Source organism: Rhizobium ruizarguesonis (assembly GCF_017357285.1).
In the GTDB taxonomy this organism is placed as follows: Bacteria; Pseudomonadota; Alphaproteobacteria; order Rhizobiales; family Rhizobiaceae; genus Rhizobium; species Rhizobium ruizarguesonis.
Window position 1 is genome coordinate 146,299 of sequence record NZ_CP071679.1, and the last position, 26,546, is coordinate 172,844.

Here is a 26,546-nt window from a genome sequence, read left to right on the forward strand (position 1 = left end):
CGCGCCGCGTAGTTTACTGGATCGCGCGGATTGCTTCCCAATCGGCCTTCTCGTAACCGAAATCCTCGAATTTGACCTTTTCCATCACGGTCTTTTCGAAATCGGCTTTGTCGACCTCGGTGACATTCAGGCCCTTTTCCTTGAAGGTCGCGATGAGGTTATTTTCCTTGCCGGCGATCGTCTTGCTGGTGCGCTCGGCCGCCTCCTGCATAACCTCGCCGAAGATCTTCTTGTCCTCGTCGGAAAGGCTCGCCCACCGCGTCTTCGAGATCACGGTGTTGAGGTGATCGACGATGTGGCCGGTGAGGATGATGTTCTTCTGGACTTCGTAGAACTTCTTCGCCTCGATTGTCGTCAGCGGATTTTCCTGTGCCTCGACCGTGCCGTTCTGCAAGGCGAGATAGACCTCGGCAAAGGCGATCGGCGTGGTGTTGGCGCCGCAGGCGCGCGGCATGGCGAGATAGGCCGGAACGTCAGGCACCCGGATCTTCAAGCCCTGCATATCGGCGCATTTGGCAATCGGCTTGTTTGATGTCGTATGGCGCGTGCCGTAATAGCTGACGGCGGCGATGTGGTTGCCGGTCTTGTCTTCATAGCCTTTGGCAAGACGCTTGAAGACATCGCTCTTGGTGTAGGCGATCAAGTGATCGGGACCGCGGAAGATATAGGGGAAGTAAGTCACGCCGATCGGCTTGTAGTCGCGTGCCGCGAAGCTCGATCCCGAGATGATGATGTCGACGGTCCCGAGCTTGAGGCCCTGGTTGATGTCGGCTTCCTTGCCGAGCTGCGATGCCGGATAGACCTCGATCTTGTAGCGCCCATCGGTGCGCTTGTTGATCTCTTCCGCGGCCCAGACAGAATCCGTGTGGAAGGGCTCTGACGTTTCATAGACATGCGCCCATTTCAGCACTGTCTGGGCATGCGCGATCGCGCTGCTCGCCATGATCGCGGCTGCAGTGCAAAGTATCGTTGCCAGTCTGCTTTTCATTGCTCTCTCCTCCCGAGCTTGGGTTAAGTCTTGGCAGTTCCTTTCGGCGGCCGCTTGTTGCGTCCGCGCTCCTCTTCCCCCGAAAACTCCTCCCCGAAGCTCTCGGAAAACCTCTTCTGCGACATTGTGAGATGGGCGCGCATGGCCGCCTTGGCGCCAGCGGCATCGCCGGCAGCGATCGCGTCGCGAATGGCCCGATGCTCGTCCAGGGCGCTGCGCCATGTCGTTGGCCCCTCGAAGTGGCTGGCGAGCCTTGCGAAATAGGGGGTCATGCGCATGTCGAACATCTCGCCCGTGACGCGGATCAATGTCGCATTCCCGACGATGGCGGCAATGCCGGTGTGGAAGGCGCGATCGGCATCGAGCACTGCGATTGCATCGTTGACCACGCCACCCATACGCGTCAGAGCTTCATCGAGCAGAGCGATATCGTCCGGTTTGGCGCGACCGGCAGCTTCTTCGGCGATGGCGCATTCGATAATGGCGCGCGCCTGCAGCAGCTCGAACGGCCCCTCCACCGGCTCGCGCTCGGCCCCGGTGACGGTCGCAGCATGCTGGCGCACCACATAGATGCCGGATCCCATGCGGATGTTGACGAGGCCCTCGACCTCAAGGACGATCAGCGCCTCGCGGACGGTCGGGCGTGAAACCGACAGTTGCTCCGCCAGGTCGCGCTCGGCCGGCAGCCGCTGGCCAACGGCAAGCTCGCCGCTGGCGATCATCAAGCGAATCTGATCCGCGACCTGCCGATAAAGGCGGCGTGATTCAACAGGCGAAAACATCGTGGGCCTCCCTAGGCGAGCTTCTCCTCAAGCCGCAGCTGGTCAACTGGCCTGACCAATTACCACTTGAATAGCATTGCTGGAGTTGTGCGTCAATCCGCCGCATAAACTCAGAAGGAGAGTTCAGGCCATAGGCCGAAGCCCGGCGCAAAGAACCCCGCCGAAGCGGGGTTCTTTGCGAATAGGGTGATCAATTGTTATGCGCTGCGCAGGCCTCATCCATCGGCGTGGCGTTGCTGGTGCCGCCTTGCGTTTGAAGATTGCTGGAGTTGTTGACCGGGTTGGGGCACTTGGTCCTGCCTGTCTTCATCGTGCCGCCGGTCGTGGAGTTTGTCGTGGTGGTGTCGGTTCCCATCGGTGTTTTGACCTTCGCGCCACCCTGATCGACGTGGTTCTTGTCGATCGTGGCCCCGGCTGGCGCCGGATTGGATTGGGCGAAAGCAGACGTGGCCATGCCAATAGCGAGAACCGAAGCTGCTACGAGTTTCATACGCATCTGATGTCCTCCTTGGGATCTTTGCGTGATTATTCAGAACCTCGCCAACGCGTCATTGTTCCGCAACTGCTGCTTACAAATGCGCGAAACGCGGCAGCAACCGCCACCAGCGGCAATCTGAGTGTCGGGCACATCAGCAGCTTTATGGCTTTGCACGTTTTAATAGTAAAATATCTCGAAAACAATCAAACGGCGCTTAATGCTGACATATCGTGTCACTAACCCTCGGTAAGACCGTTTCAGCTAAACATCACCAACGAAAGGACATGACCATGGCTGAACACACCGGACGCGCGACAGCAATTGCCTGCACCTATATTGAAGCCATCTCCAGCAAAGACATCGACACTATTCTTGAACTCTCGGCCGAGGATGTCGTCTGCTCGTCGCCGATCGGCAAGCTGAGCGGCACGCAGGCATTTCGCGGCTTCCACGAAGGCTTTGCGCGCATGATCAAAAGCGTGAACATTCTCGCTGTCTACGGCGATGATGATCAGGCCGTCATCGTCTATGAAGCCGAAACCCATCCTGTTCCGCGCGCCCTGACCGTCGAGCTCATCACGGTCAACGGCGGGAAGATCGCATCCACCGACGTGATCTACGACTCCGCGCCGTTCGCCGAGTACATGGCGACGGTCAAGCCACACTGAACTTGCCCCGGAAGTTCTTCAAATGATCACCATCACTGCGGCAACAAGAGAGACGGCTTGCTATGAAGAGAATCCAATATCACAGATATGGCGGGCCGGAGCTGATGCAGCTTGAAGAGTGTGAACTTCGCGCAGCCGGCAAGGGCGAAGTCGTGGTGAAGGTCGCCTTCGCGGCAATCAACCCCATCGACTGGAAGGTTCGCAACGGCTATCTGAAAATGGTGACGGGGAAAACCTTCCCGCGGGCCATAGGCAGCGATTTTTCCGGAACGGTAACGTCCGTCGGCCCAGGCGTGACGCGCTTCAAACCGGGCGATGCCGTGTTCGGCCTCGCACATATCAGGGATGGCGGAGCGCTCGGCGAAGCTGTGATCGCACCGGAAGCCTTTCTCGCCAGCAAGCCTGGGTCTGTTTCCTTCGAAGATGCAGCCTGCCTCGCAACACCCGGAGTCACTGCATGGAACGGCCTCGTTGACAAGGCAAAGCTGACGGCGGGCAAACATGTGTTCGTCAACGGCTGCGCCGGCGCTGTCGGCGAGGCGACCGTTCAACTCGCACAGATGTTCGGGGCGACGGTTTCGGGAAGCTGCGGCGCGGCCTCCATGCAGCGCGCCCGAGACCGCGGCGTGCACTCTCTTTTCGATTATCGCACTGCCGACCTGTCGAAGATCCGCGATCGCTTCGATGTTGTCTACGACACAGCCGGCACAATGAAGATCAAGATCGGTCTCGGCCTGCTGCGCAGCCGCGGCGTTTTCCTCGACATTGATCCGACGCCCAGCAAATTCATTCGCGCGATGGTCGACCGCAGGCTGAAGCCAATCATCTGCACCGCGCGGGCCGACATCCTGGACGGGCTTGCCCGTGCCGCAGACGAGGGTAGGCTGAAGCTTCCGGTTTCCGAAATCGTACCGCTGAGCGATGGAATAGAGACGCTGACGGCTCTGGAACATGGCCGCAAGAGCAACGGAAAGGTCCTAGTCCGTGTGAATTGAAACCGATACTCCGGAGCCCCTTCGGCAGCACCGGTAGAGGCTGTGCTAAGATATAGTCATGTCCCAAAGCCAGAGATTGTTCGAAATTCTCCAGATTCTCCGCCGCCATCGCCAAGCGGTCTCCGGGAACTATCTCGCGCAAGAAACGGGCGTTTCCCTGCGGACGATCTACCGGGACATCTCGTTGCTGCAATCCATCGGCGCTGAGATCGAAGGGGAGCCCGGTTTCGGCTATGTGCTGAAGCCGGGTTTCATACTGCCGCCTCTCATGTTCTCGGAAGCGGAAATCAAGGCGATCACGCTAGGCGTGCAATGGGTCACCCGTCAGACAGACGAGGATCTACGCGCGGCGGCTCAGGACGCCCTTGCCAAGATCGAAGCCGTGCTTCCGTCGGAACTCCGTCATGGATTGACCGACAATGATTTCCATATCGGCCTCCCCTCGCTGCCGGCACCCGCAATCAGCCTCAAGATCCTGCGTCAGGCCATGCAGCAGCAGATGAAGCTGCGGATCATCTATAGAGATGCCGGAGATGCCGACAGCCACCGCATCATATGGCCGATTGCAGTCGCCTTCTTCGATTCCAGGCGGATCATTGCCGGGTGGTGCGAACTGCGACAGGATTTCCGGATGTTTCGCGCCGACCGTATCCTCGAAGCAGCACTCCTGGCCGATCGCTATCCCGGAAAGAGGCGGGAATTGGTCAAGCAATGGCGGGCGCAGGCGCAAGAAGCACGCGGCGCGGTGGCACGGGAGACCAGCTAATTCAGCGTCGGCCAGCGGCGATCGCCGAGTTCGTGTTAATTACTTCGCGTAAAGCGCTCGCGACCGCTCGAGATGCTTGAGGAGTGCTGTTTCAGAGCCATCCACGTCGTTTGCTTCAAGGCGATCGACGATTTCGTCGTGTTCGGCGAGCGTGAATTTTTCCTTGCCGGTCCAGATCAGCATCTCGGTATGGTATTCCTTCAGCCAGGCAAGCATCGCTTCGCTGACGGCGACGTAGATCGGGTTGCCTGATATCTGCGCGATGCGGGTGTGGAATTCCATGTCCGCGTCGATAAACTCTTCGGCCCGCCCAAGCGACATTCGCTGGCGTTCGATGATGTTCCTGAGATCGGCGATATCGCTTGCAGAGGCGCGCTGCGCGGCCTCTCGCGCCATGCCCCGCTCGAAGAAGATGCGGGCGCTCTTGAGATATTCCAGCGAGTCCGACGATTGCGACAGCATGATCTTGGCGGTGAGATCGACCTGGCGGAATATCGATTTTGCCGTCAGCCGGAGAACCTTCGCCCGCTCACCGTGCGAAATGCTGACCAGACCCTTGTTGGCAAGGGACTGCATGGCCTCCCTGATCGCCGGCCGGCCGACGCCGAAGCGTTCCATCAGCACGCGCTCGGAGGGCATTTCGTCGCCGGGCTGAAGCTCGCCCGAGGTGATCATTCGCTCAAGTCGATCAAACACTTCGTCAGAGAGTTTCCGGCGGACGATTTGTTCGAGGGGCTGGGTCATCACATCTCGCTGGCTCAAAATGTTTCCTCCTAACAGTTTTCCGGGTCGAGAACAAAGCTGTCAGCGAAAATTTGCGGATCCGAAGATTCTACTTTTCATAAGTTGGAATACTCATTATACCAGATCATGAGTTGACGCCATGGCAATCTGCCGGGCGAGAGGAGCAACCGTCCGTTCCATGATGATTACCCTGACCTATCGTATCGAAACGCCCGGCAGCGTCGAGGCGATGGCGGAAAAGATCGCGAGCGACCAGTCGACCGGCACCTTCGTGCCCGTCCCGGGCGAAACCGAAGAGCTGAAGTCGCGTGTCGCCGCCCGCGTGCTGGCGATCCGCTCACTCGAAGATGCGCGCCATCCAACCTGGCCCGAGGTCGCCCCCGGCACACTGCTCAATCGTGCCGATGTCGACATCGCCTTTCCGCTGGACGCGATCGGCACCGACCTTTCGGCATTGATGACCATTGCGATCGGCGGCGTCTATTCCATCAAGGGCATGACCGGCATCCGCATCGTCGACATGACGCTGCCCGACGCCTTCGGGAGCGCGCATCCGGGACCGCAATTCGGCATTCCTGGAAGCCGCCGCCTCACCGGCGTCGAAGGTCGCCCCATCATCGGAACGATCGTCAAGCCGGCGCTTGGCCTCAGGCCGCACGAAACGGCGGAACTCGTCGGCGAGCTGATCTCATCCGGCGTCGACTTCATCAAGGATGACGAAAAACTGATGAGCCCGGCCTATTCGCCGCTCAAGGACCGCGTTGCGGCGATCATGCCGCGCATTCTCGATCACGAGCAGAAGACCGGCAAGAAGGTCATGTATGCCTTCGGCATCTCGCATGCCGACCCCGACGAGATGATGCGCAACCACGATGTCGTCGCCAAGGCCGGCGGCAACTGCGCTGTCGTCAATATCAACTCGATCGGCTTCGGCGGCATGAGCTTTCTGCGCAAGCGCTCCAATCTGGTGCTGCACGCGCATCGAAACGGTTGGGACGTGCTGACGCGCGGCCCCGGCGCCGGCATGGATTTCAAGGTCTACCAGCAATTCTGGCGGCTGCTGGGCGTCGACCAATTCCAGATCAACGGTATCAGGGTCAAGTATTGGGAGCCGGACGACAGCTTCGTCTCGTCCTTCAAGGCCGTCAGCACGCCGCTGTTTAATGCCTCCGATTGCCCGCTTCCGGTTGCCGGTTCGGGCCAGTGGGGAGGACAGGCGCCCGAGACCTATCAACGGACCGGTCGCACCGTCGATCTTCTCTATCTCTGCGGCGGAGGCATCGTCAGCCATCCCAGCGGCCCGGCGGCCGGGGTTCGGGCCGTGCAGCAGGCCTGGCAGGCCGCGGTCGCGGACATCCCGTTGGAGACCTACGCGAAAGATCATCCGGAGCTCGCCGCTTCGATTGCAAAGTTCAGCGACGGCAAGGGCGCGTGATCGCGATGGATGAACCTCTCGTCAGCTATTACGGGGACGACTTCACCGGCTCCACCGATGTCATGGAGGCTCTGGCCTCGAACGGTGTCTCGACCGTGCTCTTCCTCGACGTTCCAACGCCGGAACTGCTCGCGCGCTTCAGGGATTGCCGGGCAATCGGCATTGCCGGGACAAGCCGTAGCGAGACGCCCGCATGGATGGGAGAGCACCTTACGCGCGCTTTCGAATGGCTGAATTCGCTCGGCGCTGATATCTGCCACTACAAGGTCTGCTCGACCTTCGATTCCAGTCCCGAGATCGGCAATATCGGCAAGGCGATCGAAATCGGCCGCACGGTGTTCGGGCAATCCATCGTGCCCGTCATCGTCGGCGCGCCGCAATTGAAGCGCTACACGGCTTTCGGCAACCTCTTTGCCGCTTACCAGGGCCGGGTCTTTCGCATCGATCGCCATCCCGTCATGAGCCGCCATCCGGTCACCCCGATGGACGAGGCGGACCTTGCGATCCACCTGTCGAAGCAGACCCGGCTTCCCGTCCTGGTCGCCGATCTTGTCGCCATCACCGCGACGGACGCCGATGCGCGGATCGACGAACTGGCGTCGGCTTCAGAAGGGATCCTGCTCATCGATGTCGACTCCGAGGCGACGCAGGAGGTTGCCGGTCGGCAGCTGCTTCGTGTCACTGGCCGCTCCGGAAGTTTTGTCGCCGGCTCCTCGGGTGTCGAATATGCCCTGCTTAGCGCATGGCGGCGGAGCGGTTTCATCGGCAACAGCGGCGCCGAGTTTCCTGATATCGGCCCGGTCGACCGCCTCGCCGTCGTGTCAGGCAGCGTATCGCCGACGACCGAGCGCCAGATCCGAACGGCTGTCGAGAGCGGCTTCGAGAGTATCGCGCTCGATCCGCTTGCACTGGTCTCGGAGAATGGCGAACAGACGGTGGATGCAGCGGTTGAGGCAGGCACCCAGAAGCTCAGGCAAGGCAAGAGCGTCATTCTCTACACCGCGCTTGGTCCGTCTGCCGACCGCGGCGCCGACATCGACAGGCTTCCGGGCGCTCGTCACCGGCTCGGCAGCGCGCTCGGCACGATCTTGCGCCGCCTGATCGAGAACGAAGGGCTTTCACGTGCCGTCGTCGCCGGCGGCGACACATCAAGTCATGCGCTCAGGCAGTTGAAGATCGACGCGCTGACGACGCTTCTTCCGCTGCCGCAGACGCCTGGTTCTCCGCTTTGCCTTGCGCATGGCGACTATCAGCCGACCAACGGCCTGCAGATCGCGCTCAAAGGCGGCCAGGTCGGGACGGACGGCTATTTCGTCCAGATCCGTGAGGGAAGGAAGCGCTGATGGTTTCCTTCGGCATCGGCCGAAACGTGCGATCGCAGAAAAACGTGACTCCAACAAATTAACTAGTGATATGGTGATTGACTCATCATACCAGTATATGATCCTATCGAGAACGGGAAAAGGTGAGGAAACATGACTAAGATTGCCCTCTTCGGCGCAGGCGGGAAAATGGGATACCGGCTTGCCAAAAATCTCAAAGGCTCGCGTTTCGAGGTCCGCCATGTCGAGGTGAGCGACGCAGGCAAGGCCCGTTTGAAGAATGATCTCGGTGTCGATTGCGTGCCCGTCGATATCGGACTCGACGGCGCTGAGGTGGTGATCCTTGCCGTGCCGGACACGGCCATCGGCAAGGTCGCGGCAGGCATTGTCGACAAGCTCCCATCAGGCACCATGGTGATCGCGCTGGACGCTGCGGCTCCCTTTGCCGGCCACCTGCCGAAGCGCGATGATCTTACCTATTTCGTCACCCATCCCTGCCATCCGCCGATCTTCAACGACGAGACGGACATGCAGGCGAAAAAGGACCACTTCGGCGGCCTCTTCGCCAAGCAGCATATCGTCTCGGCGCTGATGCAGGGCCCGGAAAGCGCTTATGCGCTTGGTGAGGAAATCGCCAAGCTGATCTGGGCGCCGGTCATGCGCTCGCATCGGGTCACAGTCGACCAGCTTGCCATGCTCGAACCGGGCTTGTCGGAAACCGTCTGCGCATCGCTGCTCGTCGTCATGCGACAGGCCATGGACGAATGCGTGGCACGCGGCGTGCCGGAACAGGCCGCCCGCGACTTCCTGCTCGGCCATATGAACGTGCTCGGCGCGGTCATCTTCAGGGAAGTCGACGGCGTGTTCTCGGATGCCTGCAACAAGGCGATCGAGTTCGGCATCCCGGCGCTGATGCGCGACGACTGGAAAAAAGTATTCGAACCGCAGGAGATCGCCGAAAGCATCCGGCGCATCACCTGAACCGGCCTGGGGAGGTAAGCCCTCCCCCTCAACTGCCCCGGGGAGACGGGGTCTAGCCGCCCCAGGGAGAAGGGGCTTCATTCACAACAGGGAGGAAAATATGAAACTGACGCGCAGACTGACACTTGCAGCTTTTGCCGGCGCATTGGCGCTCGGAACGGCTCTTCCGGCCTTTTCGGCCGACCTCATCGCCATCATCACGCCGGCGCATGACAATCCCTTCTTCAAGGCCGAAGCCGTCGGCGCCGAAGCCAAGGCGAAGGAACTCGGCTACGAGACGTTGCTCATGACGCATGACGACGACGCCAACAAACAGTCCGAAATGATCGACACGGCGATCGGGCGCGGCGCCAAGGCGATCATCCTCGACAATGCCGGAGCCGACGCCTCCGTCGCGGCCGTCAAGAAGGCAAAGGATGCTGGCATTCCCTCCTTCCTGATCGACCGCGAAATCAACGCCACGGGCGTTGCCGTCGCCCAGATCGTCTCGAACAACTACCAGGGCGCCCAGCTCGGGGCGCAGGAATTCGTCAAGCTGATGGGCGAGAAAGGCAATTACGTCGAGCTGGTGGGCAAGGAGTCCGACACCAATGCCGGTATCCGCTCGCAAGGCTATCACGACGTCATCGACGACTATCCGGACCTGAAGTCCGTCGCCAAGCAGTCGGCCAATTGGAGCCAGACGGAAGCCTATTCGAAGATGGAAACCATCCTCCAGGCAAATCCCGACATCAAGGGCGTCATTTCAGGGAATGACACCATGGCCATGGGCGCGATCGCAGCGCTGCAGGCTGCCGGCCGCAAGGACGTGATCGTCGTCGGCTTCGACGGTTCCAACGACGTGCGCGACTCCATCAAGTCGGGCGGCATCAAGGCAACAGTCCTGCAGCCCGCCTATGCGCAGGCTCAGCTGGCAGTGGAACAGGCAGACGCCTACATCAAGAACAAGATGACCCCGAAGGAAGAGAAGCAGTTGATGGATTGCGTCCTCGTCAATGCTGACAATGCCGGCAAGCTAGAGACCTTCGCCCTGACGAACTGATCAGCCGCGAATTGCAGAGGGCGCAGCGCTGTGCCCTCTGCAATGCATTTCGCAAGACGTCGAGGTTTACTGCATGTTGAGAATGAAGGGCGCTCTGCTCGCTGCCGTCGTGGCGGCAGCCTTGCCCGGTTGCAAGATCATCAAGACGCCGACGGCTGAGGAAAAGGCTGCGGCAGCGGCAAAGACCGCCTTCGACCCGAATGCAAAGGTCGAGGCGATCTGGCAGTCCGAGGCAGTGCCCTATTTTGAAAAGCGCGCCGGCGACCTGAAGGACGTCATGCAGCTTTCCGCCTCCAGCCCCGACGCCGCCGGCGAGAAATACGGCAATCCCCGCAAGCAGAGCAGCTCGCCATGGACCTATGCGGTGAAGATCACCGGCAAGGTCGTTGCGGCCGATACGGCGTCGCGCGCGGCAACGCTCGATGTCGACGCCGATGGCGACGGCAAGGCCGATGCCAAGGTGCAGATCGGGCCGGCGCTGCGCGGCACGGCGCTGCGCGACACGCTGGATTTCGTCAATTTCAATGAATTCAAGAACCAGATCGAGTGGGCGCAATTCGGCAAGGCCTTCAACGAGAAGGCCAATACGGCTTTTCTGTCCGCCGTCCCGCGCGAAGGCCTGGTCGGCAAGACGGTGACCGCGATCGGCGCCTTTCCGCTGCCGAAGAGCGGCGAGCTTCCGCTCGTAACACCTTCGGAACTGAAGGTCGGCCCATGACCACAGGAGAGGCACAAAAGGACGACATTATCCTGCGCCTCGACGAGGTGTCGAAGGTCTATTCGGGTATCGTCGCCGTCAAGCGCGCCAATCTCGAGCTGCGCCGTGGCGCGGTGAACGTCCTCGTCGGCGAAAACGGTGCAGGCAAGTCGACGCTGATGAAGATCATCGCCGGCGTCGAGCGTCCGACGCTCGGCCGCATCATCCTGGACGGCAAGCCCGTATCCTTCGACAGCCCTGCCGATGCGCAGGCGCACGGCATCGGCATGATCTTTCAGGAGCTCAATCTCTTCGCCAACATGTCGGTTGCCGAGAACATCTTCGCCAGGCGCGAGATCACGCGCGGCATCCTCGGTATCGATCACAAGGCACAGGTGCAAAAGGCCAATGCGTTTTTGAAGCGTCTGGATGCCGGCATTGAGGCCGAAACGATGGTCGAGGATTTGCCAATCGGCCAGCAGCAGCTCGTCGAGATCGCCAAGGCGATGTCGTTGAATGCCCGCATCCTGATCATGGACGAGCCGACGTCGGCGCTTTCGGCGGCCGAAGTCGAGATCCTGTTCAAGGTGATCGCGGAACTGAAAGCCCAAGGTGTGGCGATCGTCTATATCTCGCACCGGCTCGAGGAGCTGATGCGGATCGGCGACTACATCACCGTGCTGCGTGACGGCCAGGTCACCGGCGAGGCAATGGTGCGCGACATCGACACGCGCTGGATCGTGCGCTCCATGATCGGCTCGGATGCCAAGGATTTTGCAAAATCCGTGGACCACGCCGTCGGAGCTGAGGTCTTTCGCGCCGAAAATATCAGCCTGCCGCGGCCGACAGGCGGGCTTTCGGTCAACAATGTCTCCCTGTCGGTCAAGGCAGGCGAAATCCTCGGCATCTACGGCCTGATGGGCGCCGGGCGCAGCGAATTCTTCGAATGCGTCATCGGCCGTCACACACACTCGACCGGCAAGATCTTCATCGACGGCAAGCAGGTTCGCGCCCGCGACACCACGCGGCGCATCCGTCGCGGCCTTGCGCTCATTCCGGAAGACCGGCAGCGCGAAGGTCTGGTCCCGGTGCTTTCCATCGCCTCGAACCTGACGCTGGCGAGCCTTAGCCGCTTCACCCGGCTCTTCCATATCGACAGAGGCGCGGAGAAGAATGCTATTCGCGATGCGATCCGCGACCTCTCTATCAAGGCGCCGAACCCGGATTTCGAGGTGACCTCGATGTCCGGCGGCAATCAGCAGAAGGTCGTCATCGGTAAGGCATTGATGACCAATCCGAAGGTGCTTCTGATGGACGAGCCGAGCCGCGGCATCGATGTCGGCGCCAAGGCCGACGTCTTCCGCACTATGCGGCGGCTGGCGGCAAACGGGCTCGCTATTCTGTTTTCGACTTCCGACCTCGAGGAGGTCATGGCGCTTTCCGATCGCATCGCGGTTTTGAGCAACGGCCAACTGGTCGCCGTCTTCGACCGGAACGAGGCCACGGAAGAAGCCATAATTGCGGCTTCGGCCAAGGGACACGGACATCAAGGGAAACTCGCGTCATGATGGCGGCTACGTCAACCACTCTCGCGCCGAAGGGCGCCAACGGCTCGGCGCTTCTGACGCTGATGAAGCTCAGGACGTTCATCGCGCTATTTGCCGTCATCATCTTCTTTGCGATCTTCGCACCGAACTTCACCTCGACGGCGAACATGATCCTGATGTCGAAGCATGTGGCGCTGAACGCCTTCCTGGCGATGGGCATGACCTTCGTCATCATCACCGGCGGCATCGATCTCTCGGTCGGATCGATCGTCGGGCTTTGCGGCATGGTCGCCGGCGGCCTGATCCTTTACGGCATCGAATTGCCGATCGGCTACACGATCTTTTTCAACCTGTTCGAGATCGTGCTGATCACCCTGTCGATCGGCCTGCTCATCGGTCTGATCAACGGTCTGCTGATCACCAAGCTCAACGTCGCGCCCTTCATCGCCACGCTCGGCACGCTCTATGTCGCCCGCGGTCTCGCTTTGCTGTCATCGGACGGCCAGACGTTTCCGAACCTTGTCGGCCGGCCGGAATACGCGACGACCGGCTTCGATTTCTTCGGCGCGGGGCGCATTCTCGGCCTGCCGGTGTCGATCTGGATTCTGATCGTGCTTGCCCTGCTGGCGGCCTATGTCGCCCGCTCGACACCGATCGGTCGTCACATCTTCGCCGTCGGCGGCAATGAGCGGGCCGCGCGCATGTCCGGTATCCGGGTCGATGTCGTAAAGATCTTCGTCTATATGTTCTCCGGACTGTGCGCCGCCATCGTCGGCGTCGTCATCTCCTCCGAACTGATGGCAGCCCATCCGGCCACCGGCGAAAGCTTCGAACTCAATGCGATCGCCGCCGCCGTGCTCGGCGGCACCTCTATGTCGGGCGGCCGCGGCACGATCGGCGGCACGATCATTGGCGCCTTCGTCATCGGCATCCTCTCCGACGGATTGGTGATGATGGGCGTTTCCTCTTTCTGGCAGATGGTCATCAAGGGCCTCGTCATCATCATTGCCGTCGTCGTCGACCAGGCGCAACGCCGCCTGCAGCAGCGCGTTACCCTCATGCAGATGGCAAAGGCAGGTTGAGATGACGGTATTGAAAGGGGCTTTGATCGGTTGCGGTTTCTTTGCGGTCAACCAGCTGCATGCCTGGAACGATGTTCGAGGTGCCGGCATCGTCGCGATCTGCGACCGCGACCCGGAGCGGCTGAAGATCGTCGGCGATCAGTTCGGCATCGATCGCCGCTATGGCGATGCCGAGGCTTTGTTTGCCGATGGCGGTTTTGATTTCGTCGACATTGCCACAACAGTCCAAAGCCATCGCTTTCTCGTCGAAATGGCGGCTCGGAACAAGGTGCCGGCCATCTGCCAGAAGCCGTTCGCCAAGACCTTGTCGGACGCGAAGGCGATGGTCGAGGCGTGTCGCAATGCCGGCATCCCCCTGATGGTGCACGAGAACTTTCGCTGGCAGACGCCGATCCAGGCCGTGCGCAAAGCGCTGGAGGCGGATGCCATCGGCACGCCCTTCTGGGGCCGCTTCTCCTTCCGTTCGGCCTACGACGTCTTCTCGGGCCAACCCTATCTGGCCGAGGGCAAGCGGTTCATCATTGAAGACCTCGGCATCCATACGCTCGATATCGCCCGCTATATCCTAGGCGACGTTCGATCGCTCACGGCCCGCACCAAGCGGGTCAATCCCGCCATCAAGGGCGAGGATGTCGCGACCATTCTGCTCGATCATGAAAACGGCGCCACGTCCGTCGTCGACGTCAGCTACGCCACCAGGCTTTCCAGGGAGCCGTTCCCCGAGACTTTGATCGAGCTCGACGGTTCTGAGGGCACGATCCGCCTGACCCAGGGTTACGGCCTCGAAATTACCAACGTCAAGGGCACCACCACCACTGACGTATCGCCGAAGCTGCTGTCATGGGCCTCGCGGCCCTGGCACAATATCCAGGAGAGCGTCTATGCGATCCAGCAGCATTGGGTCGACCAGTTGGAGCGCGGCGCCGAACATTCGACGTCAGGGGTGGACAATCTGAAGACCTTTGCCCTGGTCGAGGCCGCCTATGACAGTGCTGCCGGGGGACAGACGATCGATGTCGGAGCGATGCTGCGATGACGATCGATGCGTTCAAGCTCTACGGCACCCATCTCGTCGATCCGCCACCGGTTCGCCTGAGAGCCGGAAAATTGGAAGCCGATCTCGCCAACGGCAACCTCCGCACCATCCGCTACGATGGAACCGAGGTGCTGAGGGCGATTTCCTATCTTGTCCGCGACCGGGACTGGGGGACGTACAGCCCTGATATCGCCGATCTCCGGATCGAGCAGAGTGACGATCGTTTCGAGGTCGCCTATCTCGCCCGCTGCGAGGGACCGGATGATACGAAGCTCATCATCGATGTTCGCATCGTCGGAAGCCCGGATCGGCTCGACTTCGAGGCCGAAGCTATCGCGCCAACCGGCTTCGAGACCAACCGCTGCGGTTTCTGCATCCTGCATCCGATTGTCATTGTGGCGGGTTCACCGGCGACGGTCGAGCATGTCGACGGACAGATCGTGGCGACACGGTTTCCCGATGTCATCGAGCCCTGGCAGCCGTTCAAGGAGATGCGCGCCATCACCCACGCGGTCATGCCTGGCGTTCAGGCGGAATGCCGGATGGAGGGCGACACCTTTGAAATGGAAGATCAAAGGAACTGGTCGGACGCATCCTATAAGACCTATGTCAGACCGCTCGCTCTGCCCTGGCCCTACCAGATTGCCGCCAATCAGCCCATTCGACAAAAGACGTCGCTTGTTATCAGGGATATCAGCGGTGCGACACGGCATCCTCCAGCTGGGGTGTCAAGCGGCGCCATAAAACTCGAACTCGGTGCGCGCACCGGCACCATGCCTGATATCGGCGTGATCGTTACACCCGAGGAGGCCGATGCGACACTGTCGGCAAAGTCCGTTCTGTCGGAGATTGCTCCCCAGGAACTCCTCTTCCATTTCGACCCCGGTGCCGGGCACGACGTCGAAGCGCTCAGGCGGTTTGCTGCGATCGCCGCGGCCCATCGCGGCCGCTCGATGCTGGAGATCGCCCTTCCCTCCAGGTCGTCCCCGTCAAGCGAGGCGGCCGAGATTGCCCGCCAGATGCGGCTGGCGGAATTCAGGCCGGATGCGATCATGATATCGCCATCCGTCGACCGGCAGTCGACGCCGCCCGGCAGCAAATGGCCGGATTGCCCGCCCCTGGATGAGGTCTATGCTGCCGCCCACGCCGCCTTTCCCGGCATTCGCATCGGCGGCGGCATGCTGAGCTATTTCACCGAGCTCAACCGGAAGCGCGTACCCGATGGACAGCTCGACTTCGTCAGCCACTGCACCAATCCGATCGTGCATGCGGCCGACGACCTCAGTGTCATGCAGACATTGGAAGCGCTGCCCTTCATCACGCGATCCGTTCGGGCGATTTATGGCGACAAACCCTACCGGATCGGCCCATCGACGATCCCGATGCGGCAGAACCCCTATGGTAGCCGCACGATGGACAATCCGGCTGGCGGGCGCATCCCCATGGCCAATCGCGACCCGCGCCACAATGCACGCTTCGGACAGGCCTTCGCGCTCGGTTATGCGATACGAGTGCTGGGTGCCGATCTGGAATGCCTGACGCTATCAGCCTTATCAGGTCCGTTCGGTCTGATCGCCGGTTCGGGGGAACCGACCGAACAGGGTGGACGTCGTCCGCTGTTCGACACTGTCCGGACACTGTGTCAATTGGCTGGTGCAACCTGGCGGGAATGCGTCTCCTCCTCTCCCTCCGAGGTCCTGTCTTTCGTTGCAAGGGATGCTACAGGCGCCAGGCTTTACATCGTCAATCTGACGAGCGAAGAACGAAAGGTCGATTGCGGCGCATGCGGGCCGACCGGGAAAGACTCAAGCGGGGATCTGCTGCTTGCCCCATTGGCTGTCGCCGTCTTGCCGCTGGAGCACGACGCGCTGGCGGATTGACCTCCAGCGGTGCAACTGCATCTATGCGATCGGAACTCGGCTCTCGGGAGGATCGATGTGAAGACGAAGAAACTTATCAATGCCGGTGCGGATGCCGTCGATGAGATGCTGCAGGGGATCCTGGCGGCGCATCCGCGCCATCTCTACGCGGTAGAGGACATGCCCCGCGCGATCATTGCCAGAAACGGGCCACGCAAGGGCAAGGTCGGACTGGTCATCGGTGGTGGATCCGGGCACGAACCGACATTTCTGGGCTTTGTCGGCAAGGGGCTGGCGGACGCCGCCGCAATCGGCAACGTCTTCGCGTCGCCGCCGCCCGATCCGATTGTCGCCTGCGCCATGGCGGTCGACGGCGGCGCCGGTGTCCTGTTCATGTATGGCAATTATGCCGGCGACGTGATGAACTTCGACATGGCTGCCGAGATGCTTGCGCTTGACGAGATCGAGGTACGAACCGTCCTGACCACGGATGACGTGGCGTCTGCTCCTCCCGATCAGCGGGACAGGCGGCGGGGCGTGGCGGGCAACGTCTTCATCTTCAAGGCCGCCGGCGCAGCCTGCGATCTTCTCTATTCCTTTGACGATGTCGAGCGTGTCGCCCGCCATGCCAATGCGCGAACTTATACGATGGGTGTCGCGCTTTCCCCCTGTTCGCTGCCCCAGACCCTCCGGCCGAACTTCCTGATCGGCGAAGGCGAGATGGAGATCGGAATGGGCATCCATGGGGAGCCTGGCGTGGCGCGCGAGCCGCTGAGGCCGGCCGACGCGGTGACCGACGAACTCCTGGACAGCATTCTTCGCGAAATGAAAGCAGACCGGGGCGATCGTGTCGCCGTGCTCGTAAATTCGCTGGGTTCGACCCCGATGATGGAACTCTACATCATGATGCGGCGCGTGAAGTCCCGGCTCGACGATGCCGGGCTCATCCTCCATACGTCGCTCGTTGGGAATTACTGCACCTCGCTCGAAATGGCCGGCGCGTCGATCACGGTCATGCATCTTGACGACGAGCTTCAGCGATTGATCGACCACCCCTGTGATTGCGCGATGTTTGCGAGGTAATCGATGACGTTTACGACCGAAGACCTGCAGCGCATGTTTGCTGGGATTGCCGAGGATATTGCGGCAGAGAGCGACCATCTCTGCGCGTTGGACGGCGCCATCGGCGATGGGGATCACGGCCTTGCCATGGATGCAGGCTGCCAGGCCGCGGCGAAAGCGGTCGGCGAACTTGCCGCCGGAATTGCCCCGACAACCGCATTCAACGTCGCGGCAAAGGCATTCCTGAATGCGGTCGGCGCTTCGTCCGGCCCGTTATATGCCACGGCCTTGATGCGCGCCGGAGCCGCCGCCAAAGACAAGCAGACATTGAGCGATGACGACTTCCTCAGCGTCTTTGCGGCAATGGCACAGGGAATCCAGGAACGCGGAAAAGCCGAACCCGGGGAAAAGACGATGGTTGACGCCTGGAAGCCCGCGGCTGACGCGGCACTCGATGCCTGGCAGTCGGGAAAGCCCCTCCCCCAATGTTTCGAGGCAGCGGAGAGGGCAGCGCGGGCAGGCTGTGAAGCGACCAGCAATATGACGGCGGCCAAGGGACGGGCTTCGCGATTGGGGAGCCGCGTGATCGGGCACATCGATCCCGGCGCCGCGTCCGCCGTCATCATCATCGCCGCCATGGCCAAATTTGCTCAACGTCGCAATGGTTAGCTCGTCATACCAGTTGACATGTCGATGACTATCTGCAACAAGGGGCCCGGCTTACAAGAGGAGGACGGTAATGCTGACCCTTTCCGCGAAATTGAAGACTGCGAGCCTCGTTGCGATCGCCATGGCGTCGCTATCGGCAACGCCGGTTCTTGCTGAAGACATCACACTCTGGACCCTCAACTTCGACAATAATGCCGCCAATACGGCCCTGAAAAAGGTGGCGACAGATTTCGAAGCCGCAAATCCTGGAACGCATGTCGAGATCGTCCAGCGCGCCGTCGACGAGCACAAGACCGCCCTGCGTGTCGCTGCAGGCTCCGACAAGGGGCCAGACATTTACTTCAGCTGGGCGGGCCTCGGCCTCGGCGGCGAATATGTGAAGGCCGGCCTGTCCCTGCCGCTCGACAAGTACTATGCCGAGTATAAGTGGAACGACGAATTGCTGCCCTCGGCAGCGGCTTTTGCCGACCTTTATCCCGGCGGCAAGCACGGTGTCCCCTTCACCTTCAAGGGTGAGGCCGTCTACTACAACAAGAAGCTTTTCGAACAGGCCGGCATCAAGGAAGAGCCGAAGACCTACGAGGAATTCCTTGCCGCAGCCGATAAGCTGAAGGCTGCAGGCATTCCGGCCTTCACCTTCGGCGGCACGGTCAACTGGCACGTCATGCGCCTCATGGACGTCATCCTCGAAACGAAGTGCGGTGCTGAAAAGCACGATGCGCTGAAGGCGATGACGCTGGACTGGACCAAGGAACCCTGCGCGACGGAATCCTTTGCGGAGTTCGCCAAGTGGACGAAGGACTATACGCTGCAGCCATTCATGGGCATCGACAACAAACAGTCCTACAGCCTCTTCACCGCCGGTCGTGCGGCGATGATGCTCGAAGGCGACTGGCTGGTTAGCCAGCTCGACGGCTCCGGTGCCAATCTCGATGACTACGGCATTTTCCCCTTCCCGACCAACACCGACCGGCTCTATGGCTTTGCCGAGTACAATTACATCAGCACCAAGAGCAAGAGCCCTGACGTAGCGGCGAAGTTTCTCGACTATTTCCTCTCGACGAAGGTGCAGCAGGACCTGCTCGGCCAGCTGAGCTCGACCTCCGTCAACAAGAACGTACAATATGCCAACCAGAAGCCGCTCGAAGCGGAATGGCTGGGGATCTTCCAGAAATACGGCAAGGTCTACATGAACGGCGACCAGGCGTTCCCGCTCGATGTCACGACGGAATATTTCCGCGTTATCAATGACGTCGCTTCCGGTAGCACCGAGCCGGCCGAGGCGGCCAAGCAGCTGCAGAGCTTCATCGCCAGCAGAACCTGATTCCTCCCGAGGCGCCAGCCGATCGACCTCAGGGTCGTGCGGCTGGCACATTCTTTCGTGAGCTGGCAGCAAATGCACCGCCAGGAGGAAAACATGTCACTTCGACAATCGTCACATGATCCGCGCGTGCAAGCGCTCATCCTGCTCGTGCCGGCCCTGGCAATCTATGCCGTCTTCGCCCTCTATCCGATGCTCAATGTCGTCATCCTGAGCTTCCAGAAGTGGAACGGGCTCGATCCCAATCGGCAATTTGTCGGCGTTGCGAACTATTCGGCGATTTTCACCAAAGATCCGGTCTTCTGGGTGGCCTTCCGCAATACCGTGATCTGGACCGTGATGAGCCTGATCTTCCCCCCGATGGTCGGACTGCTGCTGGCGCTCAGCCTCAACCAGAAGATATTCGGCCGCAATGGCCTCAGGGCCATCTTCTATCTGCCAGTCATCATCGCGCCGATTGCCGTCGCCACCATGTGGAAATGGATGTACGACCCATTCTTCGGTCTTTTCAGCCAGTTGCTCACCTCGTGGGGCATGCAGGGCTGGATCAAGGACTGGCTGGGCAACAGGGATATCGCCCTTTATTCCGTCTTCGTCGCCTATCTCTGGCAGACAGTCGGCTTCTCGATGGTCCTGTTCCTGGCGGGCCTGCAGAACGTCTCTCAGACACTCGTAGAGGCCGCCCGCATCGATGGCGCCGGCCGCTGGAAGGTGTTCAAGCATGTGACATTGCCGGCATTGCGCCCGACAATCACGATCGTCCTCGTTCTTTCCGTCATCTCGTCCCTGAAGGCTTTCGACATCGTCTATGGCCTGACGGGCGGCGGTCCGGCGCAATCTACCCAGATGCTGGCGCTCTGGGCGTTCACGCAGGCCATGCAGATCTTCGATTTCGGACGGGGAGCGGCGATTTCGGTCGTGCTGCTGCTGATCACCATGGCCGTCGTCATTCCCTATCTCAAATGGACCCAGAAGCACGAGGAGGTTGAATCGTGACAGCAGTGCCGACCGACCAGACCGCGGTGCATTTGCAGGTCGAACCATCGTCGATGAAGCGGGATCCCATTCTGATCGGCCTCTGGATCACGCTTGTTATCGTGGCGCTCGTCTGGGTCGCGCCGTTCGTCTTCATCGTCTTCACCTCGTTGAAGACGCCGGCGGCTGTGACAGGCACCGGCGCCTTCGTGCCGCCAACCGACCTCGCTTTCGAAAACTACAGCGCTGCATGGAGCCGCGGCAACTTCGCAAGCTCCTTCTTCAACAGCGTCATCATAACGGTCATCAAGGTGCCGCTCGGGCTGTTCCTTTCGGCGATGGCCGCCTATGCCCTTGCCAAGATCAAGCTGAAGATCACCAAGGCCCTGCTGCTGCTCGTCGTGTTCGGCACGATGATCCCCTTCCAGGTGATGCTTGCGCCGCTCTTTACCCTGGTGAATTCACTCGGCCTCATCGACACCTACCCCGGCGTCATCCTTCCCTACATCGCCTTCGGCGTTCCCTATCAGGTTTTCATCCTGCATGGCTTCTTCAAGAGCATTCCCAAGGAGCTGTCGGAAGCAGCGCTGATCGACGGTGCGAGCCACTTCGTCATCTTCAGGCGGATATTTCTGCCTGTGTGCCTGCCCGTGCTCGCCGCACTGCTCATCCTCGACTTCGTTTCCACCTGGAACGAATTCGCCATGGCGCTGGTGCTGCTCCAGGATCAGCACATGTGGACCTTGCCGCTCGGCCTGATGTCGTTTCAGGGGCAGTTCTCCAGCAATTACGGCCAGCTCAATGCGGCCATCGTGATGACCGTCCTGCCGGCGACGATCGTTTATCTCATGTTCCAGCGTTACTTCGTCTCTGGCCTGACCTCCGGTGCTGTCAAAGGCTAGCGACCACAAAGCTATTCCATGAGGAGAATATTCTATGTCTGATGCAACAGTCGAAAAATGGGGCGTGTTCGAGGCCTCCTTTGATGGACCCTCCGGCGGCAATCCCTATCTCGACGTGGCATTCGATGCCGTGTTCACCCATAAGAGCCGCGAAGTCCGCGTGCCGGGCTTTTATGACGGCAACGGGACCTACCGTATCCGCTTCATGCCGGACATCGAAGGCGAATGGTCGTTTCTGACGCGTTCCAAGACTGCTGCACTCGACGGCAAGACTGGCGCACTGATTGCGGCCAGACCCTCGGCCGGCAATCACGGCCCGGTGCGCGTGCGCAACAAATTCCACTTCGCCTATGCGGACGGCACCCCGTTCCTCTCCTTCGGGACGACCTGCTACGCCTGGACGCACCAGCCGCTCGAAATGCAGAAGCAGACCCTCGAAACCCTCAAGAAGGCCCGCTTCAACAAGCTCCGGATGGGCGTGTTCCCGAAGGATTATCCCTATAACGTCAACGAGCCGCTGTACGCCTGCTTCGAACGCGGAGCGGACGGGAAGGAAGACTTCGACCGCCCGAGCCCCGCCTCGTTCCAGCACTTCGAGAAGCAGGTCGCAGCGCTCTGCCAACTTGGGATCGAAGCGGATATCATCATCTTCCATCCCTACGATCGGTGGGGCTATGCCGACATGTCGGCCGAACAGGATTTTCGCTATGTCGAATATCTGGCCGCTCGTCTCGCCGCCTACCGGAACGTCTGGTGGTCGCTTGCCAATGAATATGATTTCCTCATCGATACGAAGCCGATGGAGCAATGGGATCGCTACTTCCACATCCTGGAGGAAAACGACCCATACCAGCACCTGCGCTCCATCCATAATGGCGACGTGACTGCGAATTTCGATCATCGCAAGCCGTGGGTCACGCACACCTGCATTCAAAACCCTGACGTCAAGCGGACACAGGAATGGCGCGATGCCTATGGCAAGCCTGTCGTCAACGACGAGCCGGAATATGAGGGTGACATCCTGCAATCATGGGGCAATCTCAATGCGCAGGAGCTCGTGCACCGCTTCTGGATCACGATGGCGCGCGGCGGCTATGCCGGCCATGGCGAAACCTATTCCCATCCCGAGGACCTGATCTGGTGGGCCAAAGGCGGGGAACTGCGCGGCGAAGCGTGGAAACGCATCGGCTTCCTCCGGGACCTCCTGGAAGCCGATGTCAAGCACGGCCTCGAGCCGCTCGGCATCATCGGCGAATGGCCCTGGTCCCGCGTGTCGGGCGCCCGCGACGGCGACGGCGATTTTCGTCTGATCTATTTTGGCGAGCATCAGCCGGTGATCTGGTCCACCGGCCTGCCGGTCGACGGCGACGATTATGATGTCGATCTCATCGACACATGGGAGATGACGATCACGCCGGTCGAGAAGGTGGAGGCGCCCATTCCACATCCGACACGCCATGGCTCGGTCGTGCGCGGCGGCAAGCCGGACGCGGCCTTCGGCGTCAAAATTCCGCGTAAGCCATATCAGGCGCTGCGCGTGCGCAGGAAGCGCTAGAAGATGGCAAGGGGTACGAAATGTCTGGCTTGAGCATCAGAAACGTCAAGAAATCCTTCGGCACGGTCGACATCATTCATGGTGTCGACGTCGAGATCGCCGATGGTGAGTTTACCATTCTCGTCGGCCCCTCCGGCTGCGGCAAGTCGACATTGCTGCGCATGATTGCGGGGCTCGAGGATATTACCGCCGGTCAAATCAGCATCGACGGCCGGGTCGTGAACAATCTGCAGCCGAAGGATCGCGATATCGCGATGGTCTTCCAGAACTATGCGTTGTACCCGCAGATGACGGTCTCCCAGAACATGGGATTTGCGCTCGAGCTCGCCGGGGTCAAGCGGCCGGAAATCGAACAGAAGGTCGGTGAGGCTGCGGCAATTCTCGGATTGCAGCCGCTTCTCGATCGAAAGCCGGCTCAGCTGTCGGGCGGACAGCGGCAGCGCGTCGCGATGGGCCGCGCCATCGTTCGAGATCCGAAAGTCTTTCTCTTCGACGAACCGCTCTCCAATCTGGATGCGAAACTGCGCGTGAAGATGAGAGCGGAGATCAAGGCTCTGCACCAGCGCCTGAAGACCACGATCGTTTATGTCACCCACGACCAGATCGAGGCCATGACCATGGCTGACAAGATCGTCGTGCTCCACGGCGGTCGCGTCGAACAGATCGGCAGTCCGCTCGAACTCTACGACCGACCGCGCAACATCTTTGTCGCAGGTTTCCTCGGCTCCCCCGCTATGAACTTTCTCGAGGGAACCCTTGAGGGCGCAGGCATCCCCGCATTGTCGCTGCCGGGTGGATCACGCGTAGCACTTTCGCGGGCTCCGGCCAATTCCGCCAACAGACCGTTGACGCTGGGTATTCGTCCCGAAGACATCACCTTAGGTGGCGAAAACGGTGTGGATGCCGTGGTCAAGGTGGTCGAACCCACGGGATCGGAAACCCATGTCGCCGTGGAGCTCGAAGGCAGGGAGCTGACATGGGTCGTTCGCGAACGTGTCGAACTAGTGCCGGAACAGCCGGTGAAGCTTTCTTTCGAAACGGCCAAGGTTCACTTCTTCGACCGGCAGACGCAGCAGCGCCTGAACGCCTGAATAAGGCGCGTCAGCAGATCCGTCGAACGCGGAACCGGAATTTGCCCTGGCAGACGAAGTGGTGACTTGTACTCTCGAGTCTCGCCAAAACGGTTTTGGTTGAGGATGAGGTAGCGAAGACATGCGCATTCGAAGGGCCGGCTCTGCTGACGCGGAGGAGCTGAGCAGTCTCCTGAACGAGATCATCCGGGCTGGCGGAACAACCGCACTCGAGACGCCGCTTTCGGCTGCCGAGTTTGCGGACTGGTTCATCGATGGCGAGTTTCCTCTTACCTGCCATGTTGCGGAGCACGATCAGTCGCTCGTCGGTTTTCAGTCCCTGAGCTTATACGGCGATCCGCCGAAAGGCTTCGCCGACATCGCGACCTTTGCCCGCATGACCCCAAGGACCCCAGGCGTCGGCACCGCTCTCTTCCCCGCAACCCGAGCCGCAGCGGAAGAATTCGGGCTCGAATTCATTAATGCCACCATTCGGGCCGACAACGTCAGCGGCCTTGGCTATTACACAAAGATGGGCTTCAAGACCTATGATCGGCTAATCCAGGTTCCGCTTCAGGACGGGACGCCCGTCGATAGGATCAAGAAGCGTTTCAGGGTAGACGCCAAGCACCACACGATACCCGACGCCTGAAACGTGTTCGATGGTGCTGTGGGAGTGCTTGGGCTCCAAGGGCCGGACCGGTTCAGCCGTCTGCAGCGTCGCCTGTTGTCGGGGACACCAATAGGCCGATACTGCCTCTTTGCAGGCCGCACTTTGATGCGGCGACGTAACTGGAGCAGATCTGGTGGCACGGGGGATTCCGATTTTTTGTGAATCATGATTCACTTCCTTTATGACGAAGCGCCGCCTCCCCATGGTCGAGCATGCTGATACGCTGTCGCTGAAGGCGCTGCGGGAATTGGTGACGGGACTTGTGGCGCGGGCCGATCGGGCAGAAATCCGGATTGAGGCGCTCGAGGCTGACAACCGAAAGCTTCGAGAAGAAAACGATCAGCTGAGGATCGAGAACACGCGGCTGAAGGTCGACAACCAGCTTCTGCGCGACGAGATTGCGCGACTTAAAAACCTGCCGCCACGCCCACCGTTCAGACCCTCGGGCATGGACCAGGCAACGAGCGACAAGGCGGTTGCCGGCAGCCGAAAGCCTGCGCGGCGTCGCGGGCCGAAGGGCGACACCAGGAGCGCCACGCGCGAAGAGGTGCTGCCTGCCAGAGCCCCACCTGGATCGCGGTTTAAAGGCTACAAGGATTGCATGGTCCGGGATCTGGTCGTGCGGGCCGAAGTGGTGCGCTATCGCCGCGGATGCTGGGTGACACCGGAAGGACGCACGATCATCGCGCCGCTGCCAGCAGGGATAAAGGGTGGCTACGGCGCCAGTCTGCGTCGCTTCTGCCTGATGCTTCATAGCCATGGGCAGGTCACAACGCAGCGATTGACGACCTTGCTGAACGATGTCGGTATCGAGATTTCCAAACGCCAGGTCATCCGGTTTTTGACGCAGCGGCTGGACGGCTTTCATGCCGAGGATGCCGCCGTGCTGCATGCCGGCCTGGTCTCGGCTCCCTTTGTCACGGTCGACGACACTGGCGCCCGTCATGCCAACCGCAATTTCCATACGACACAGATCGGTGGCGAACATTTCACCGCCTTCCGCACGACGCCGTCGAAGTCGCGGCTGAACTTTCTGGCCCTGCTGCGCGGCAACTATCAGGACTATGTTCTCAACGATGCCGCCTTCACCTTTCTGGAAACCCGTCAGGTGGACCCCGCCCTTCTGGCGCGGTTGAAGACATGTGAACCGCGGCGGTTTGCCAATCAGGTTCCGTTTCTCGAGTATCTGGCCGCCAATGGTATCGACATCTTCGACAAGGACATAATCCGCCCGTTTGCCGAGGCCGGCATCTGGGGCGCCATCCGCCATCATGGTCTGGTCGGCAATGCGGTGATCGTATCCGACGATGCCGGACAGTTCCGTGTCGGCAATCATGCGCTGTGCTGGGTCCACGCAGAGCGGTTGCTGCACAAGCTTATGCCGGCGACGCCCGGCCAAGTGAAACACGTCGAAACCCTGCGCGAGCTTGTCTGGCACTTTTACAAGGCCCTGAAAGCCTTTCAGCGAAGACCTGATCCCCGTGCAGCCCGGGGCCTTCAGGCCCGGTTCGATCGGATTTTTTCGCTGCGCACCGGTTATGGCGACCTCGACAAACTGCTGTTTCGACTGGGTCGCCGCAAGGCCGAACTGCTGCGGGTTCTGGAGCAGCCTGAAACCCCGCTCCATACCAATGCGTCGGAAAGAGATCTGCGCGGACTTGTCATCAAGCGAAAGATTTCCGGCGGCACGGTCAGTCGCAACGGTCGGCAGGCGCGTGACAGCATGCTCGGCCTGATGAAGACCTGCCAAAAGCTCGGCCTGTCGTTCTGGCACTATCTCGGCGATCGGCTGGGGATCGGTGACGAAGATCATCTTGTGGCACCCCTCGCCTCGATGGTTGCAGCACGCGCCTGAACGCTCTCGATCCTTCGAGCACGACCACCCTTCTGCGTCAGA

The 26,546-nt window shown here is 60.5% G+C and carries 25 protein-coding genes; 21 read left to right on the top strand and 4 right to left on the bottom strand.

Annotation, left to right across the window (positions count from 1 at the left end; all coding sequences use genetic code 11):
- Positions 1-13 precede the first annotated feature (13 nt).
- The 3 genes from J3P73_RS25250 to J3P73_RS25260 form a co-directional block, all read right to left on the bottom strand.
- Entirely contained in the window at positions 14-988 is a 975-nt protein-coding gene (locus tag J3P73_RS25250; protein WP_018068276.1) for a sialic acid TRAP transporter substrate-binding protein SiaP, read from the bottom strand.
- Positions 989-1,011: 23 nt separating this feature from the next.
- Positions 1,012-1,770: a FadR/GntR family transcriptional regulator gene (locus J3P73_RS25255; protein WP_024322043.1), complete on the bottom strand. Its 759-nt coding sequence runs from the start codon at positions 1,768-1,770 to the stop codon at positions 1,012-1,014.
- 190 nt (positions 1,771-1,960) lie between these two features.
- Positions 1,961-2,266 carry a hypothetical protein gene (locus J3P73_RS25260; RefSeq protein WP_024322042.1) on the bottom strand — a complete coding sequence of 102 codons (306 nt, stop codon included), beginning with the start codon at positions 2,264-2,266 and terminating at the stop codon, positions 1,961-1,963.
- Positions 2,267-2,532: 266 nt separating this feature from the next.
- Here J3P73_RS25260 and J3P73_RS25265 point away from each other — a divergent pair, with 266 nt between their 5' ends.
- From J3P73_RS25265 to J3P73_RS25275, 3 genes are all read left to right on the top strand, one after another.
- A complete protein-coding gene (locus J3P73_RS25265; RefSeq protein ID WP_018068273.1) occupies positions 2,533-2,916 on the top strand; it encodes a nuclear transport factor 2 family protein in 384 nt (127 codons plus the stop codon).
- 62 nt (positions 2,917-2,978) lie between these two features.
- Entirely contained in the window at positions 2,979-3,911 is a 933-nt protein-coding gene (locus J3P73_RS25270; RefSeq protein ID WP_130687385.1) for an NAD(P)-dependent alcohol dehydrogenase, read from the top strand.
- A 58-nt stretch (positions 3,912-3,969) separates the two neighbouring features.
- Positions 3,970-4,677: a helix-turn-helix transcriptional regulator gene (locus J3P73_RS25275; RefSeq protein WP_018068271.1), complete on the top strand. Its 708-nt coding sequence runs from the start codon at positions 3,970-3,972 to the stop codon at positions 4,675-4,677.
- 39 nt (positions 4,678-4,716) lie between these two features.
- Here the strand turns inward: J3P73_RS25275 and J3P73_RS25280 are convergent, their stop codons facing one another.
- A complete protein-coding gene (locus J3P73_RS25280) occupies positions 4,717-5,421 on the bottom strand; it encodes a transcriptional regulator NanR (protein ID WP_018068270.1) in 705 nt (234 codons plus the stop codon).
- Between the two features lie 178 nt (positions 5,422-5,599).
- Between J3P73_RS25280 and oiaX the strand changes: the two genes are divergently transcribed.
- From oiaX to J3P73_RS25370, 18 genes are all read left to right on the top strand, one after another.
- A complete protein-coding gene (gene oiaX, locus J3P73_RS25285; protein WP_042940911.1) occupies positions 5,600-6,856 on the top strand; it encodes a 3-oxo-isoapionate-4-phosphate decarboxylase OiaX in 1,257 nt (418 codons plus the stop codon).
- A 5-nt stretch (positions 6,857-6,861) separates the two neighbouring features.
- Positions 6,862-8,199, top strand: a complete 1,338-nt coding sequence (locus J3P73_RS25290) for a four-carbon acid sugar kinase family protein (RefSeq protein WP_029768176.1) — start codon at positions 6,862-6,864, stop codon at positions 8,197-8,199.
- Between the two features lie 132 nt (positions 8,200-8,331).
- The gene (locus tag J3P73_RS25295) at positions 8,332-9,159 is read left to right on the top strand and encodes a phosphogluconate dehydrogenase C-terminal domain-containing protein (protein ID WP_130673637.1); all 828 of its coding nucleotides are present in this window, start codon (positions 8,332-8,334) and stop codon (positions 9,157-9,159) included.
- A 100-nt stretch (positions 9,160-9,259) separates the two neighbouring features.
- On the top strand, positions 9,260-10,201 hold the full coding sequence (locus J3P73_RS25300; RefSeq protein ID WP_024322036.1) for a D-ribose ABC transporter substrate-binding protein: 942 nt from the start codon (positions 9,260-9,262) through the stop codon (positions 10,199-10,201).
- Positions 10,202-10,274: 73 nt separating this feature from the next.
- A complete protein-coding gene (locus J3P73_RS25305) occupies positions 10,275-10,919 on the top strand; it encodes a DUF2291 family protein (RefSeq protein WP_024322035.1) in 645 nt (214 codons plus the stop codon).
- A complete protein-coding gene (locus J3P73_RS25310; protein WP_024322034.1) occupies positions 10,916-12,466 on the top strand; it encodes a sugar ABC transporter ATP-binding protein in 1,551 nt (516 codons plus the stop codon). The genes J3P73_RS25305 and J3P73_RS25310 overlap by 4 nt, the downstream gene beginning before the upstream one ends.
- Entirely contained in the window at positions 12,463-13,527 is a 1,065-nt protein-coding gene (locus tag J3P73_RS25315) for an ABC transporter permease (protein WP_207580025.1), read from the top strand. Before J3P73_RS25310 ends, J3P73_RS25315 begins: the two co-directional genes overlap by 4 nt.
- Position 13,528: 1 nt before the next feature.
- Complete coding sequence (locus J3P73_RS25320; RefSeq protein ID WP_027688147.1) at positions 13,529-14,563, top strand: Gfo/Idh/MocA family protein; 1,035 nt, start codon at positions 13,529-13,531, stop codon at positions 14,561-14,563.
- On the top strand, positions 14,560-16,443 hold the full coding sequence (gene apnL / locus J3P73_RS25325) for a D-apionate lactonase (RefSeq protein ID WP_130687384.1): 1,884 nt from the start codon (positions 14,560-14,562) through the stop codon (positions 16,441-16,443). Before J3P73_RS25320 ends, apnL begins: the two co-directional genes overlap by 4 nt.
- Before the next feature lie 57 nt (positions 16,444-16,500).
- A complete protein-coding gene (locus J3P73_RS25330) occupies positions 16,501-17,505 on the top strand; it encodes a dihydroxyacetone kinase subunit DhaK (RefSeq protein WP_024322031.1) in 1,005 nt (334 codons plus the stop codon).
- Positions 17,506-17,508: 3 nt separating this feature from the next.
- Positions 17,509-18,153: a dihydroxyacetone kinase subunit DhaL gene (dhaL, locus tag J3P73_RS25335; RefSeq protein WP_024322030.1), complete on the top strand. Its 645-nt coding sequence runs from the start codon at positions 17,509-17,511 to the stop codon at positions 18,151-18,153.
- A 70-nt stretch (positions 18,154-18,223) separates the two neighbouring features.
- Positions 18,224-19,477 (top strand): ABC transporter substrate-binding protein, encoded by a 1,254-nt coding sequence (locus J3P73_RS25340; RefSeq protein WP_024322029.1) that lies wholly within the window; start codon positions 18,224-18,226, stop codon positions 19,475-19,477.
- Between the two features lie 93 nt (positions 19,478-19,570).
- Positions 19,571-20,470, top strand: a complete 900-nt coding sequence (locus J3P73_RS25345) for a carbohydrate ABC transporter permease (protein ID WP_130687383.1) — start codon at positions 19,571-19,573, stop codon at positions 20,468-20,470.
- Positions 20,467-21,351 carry a carbohydrate ABC transporter permease gene (locus J3P73_RS25350; protein WP_197728889.1) on the top strand — a complete coding sequence of 295 codons (885 nt, stop codon included), beginning with the start codon at positions 20,467-20,469 and terminating at the stop codon, positions 21,349-21,351. Before J3P73_RS25345 ends, J3P73_RS25350 begins: the two co-directional genes overlap by 4 nt.
- A gap of 34 nt (positions 21,352-21,385) precedes the next feature.
- Positions 21,386-22,906, top strand: coding sequence for a DUF5060 domain-containing protein (locus tag J3P73_RS25355; RefSeq protein WP_130676669.1), 1,521 nt, complete (start codon positions 21,386-21,388; stop codon positions 22,904-22,906).
- 20 nt (positions 22,907-22,926) lie between these two features.
- Positions 22,927-23,997 carry an ABC transporter ATP-binding protein gene (locus J3P73_RS25360; RefSeq protein WP_024322025.1) on the top strand — a complete coding sequence of 357 codons (1,071 nt, stop codon included), beginning with the start codon at positions 22,927-22,929 and terminating at the stop codon, positions 23,995-23,997.
- Between the two features lie 121 nt (positions 23,998-24,118).
- On the top strand, positions 24,119-24,628 hold the full coding sequence (locus J3P73_RS25365; RefSeq protein ID WP_024322024.1) for a GNAT family N-acetyltransferase: 510 nt from the start codon (positions 24,119-24,121) through the stop codon (positions 24,626-24,628).
- A gap of 202 nt (positions 24,629-24,830) precedes the next feature.
- Positions 24,831-26,504 (top strand): IS66 family transposase, encoded by a 1,674-nt coding sequence (locus tag J3P73_RS25370; RefSeq protein ID WP_130761576.1) that lies wholly within the window; start codon positions 24,831-24,833, stop codon positions 26,502-26,504.
- Positions 26,505-26,546: the final 42 nt, after the last annotated feature.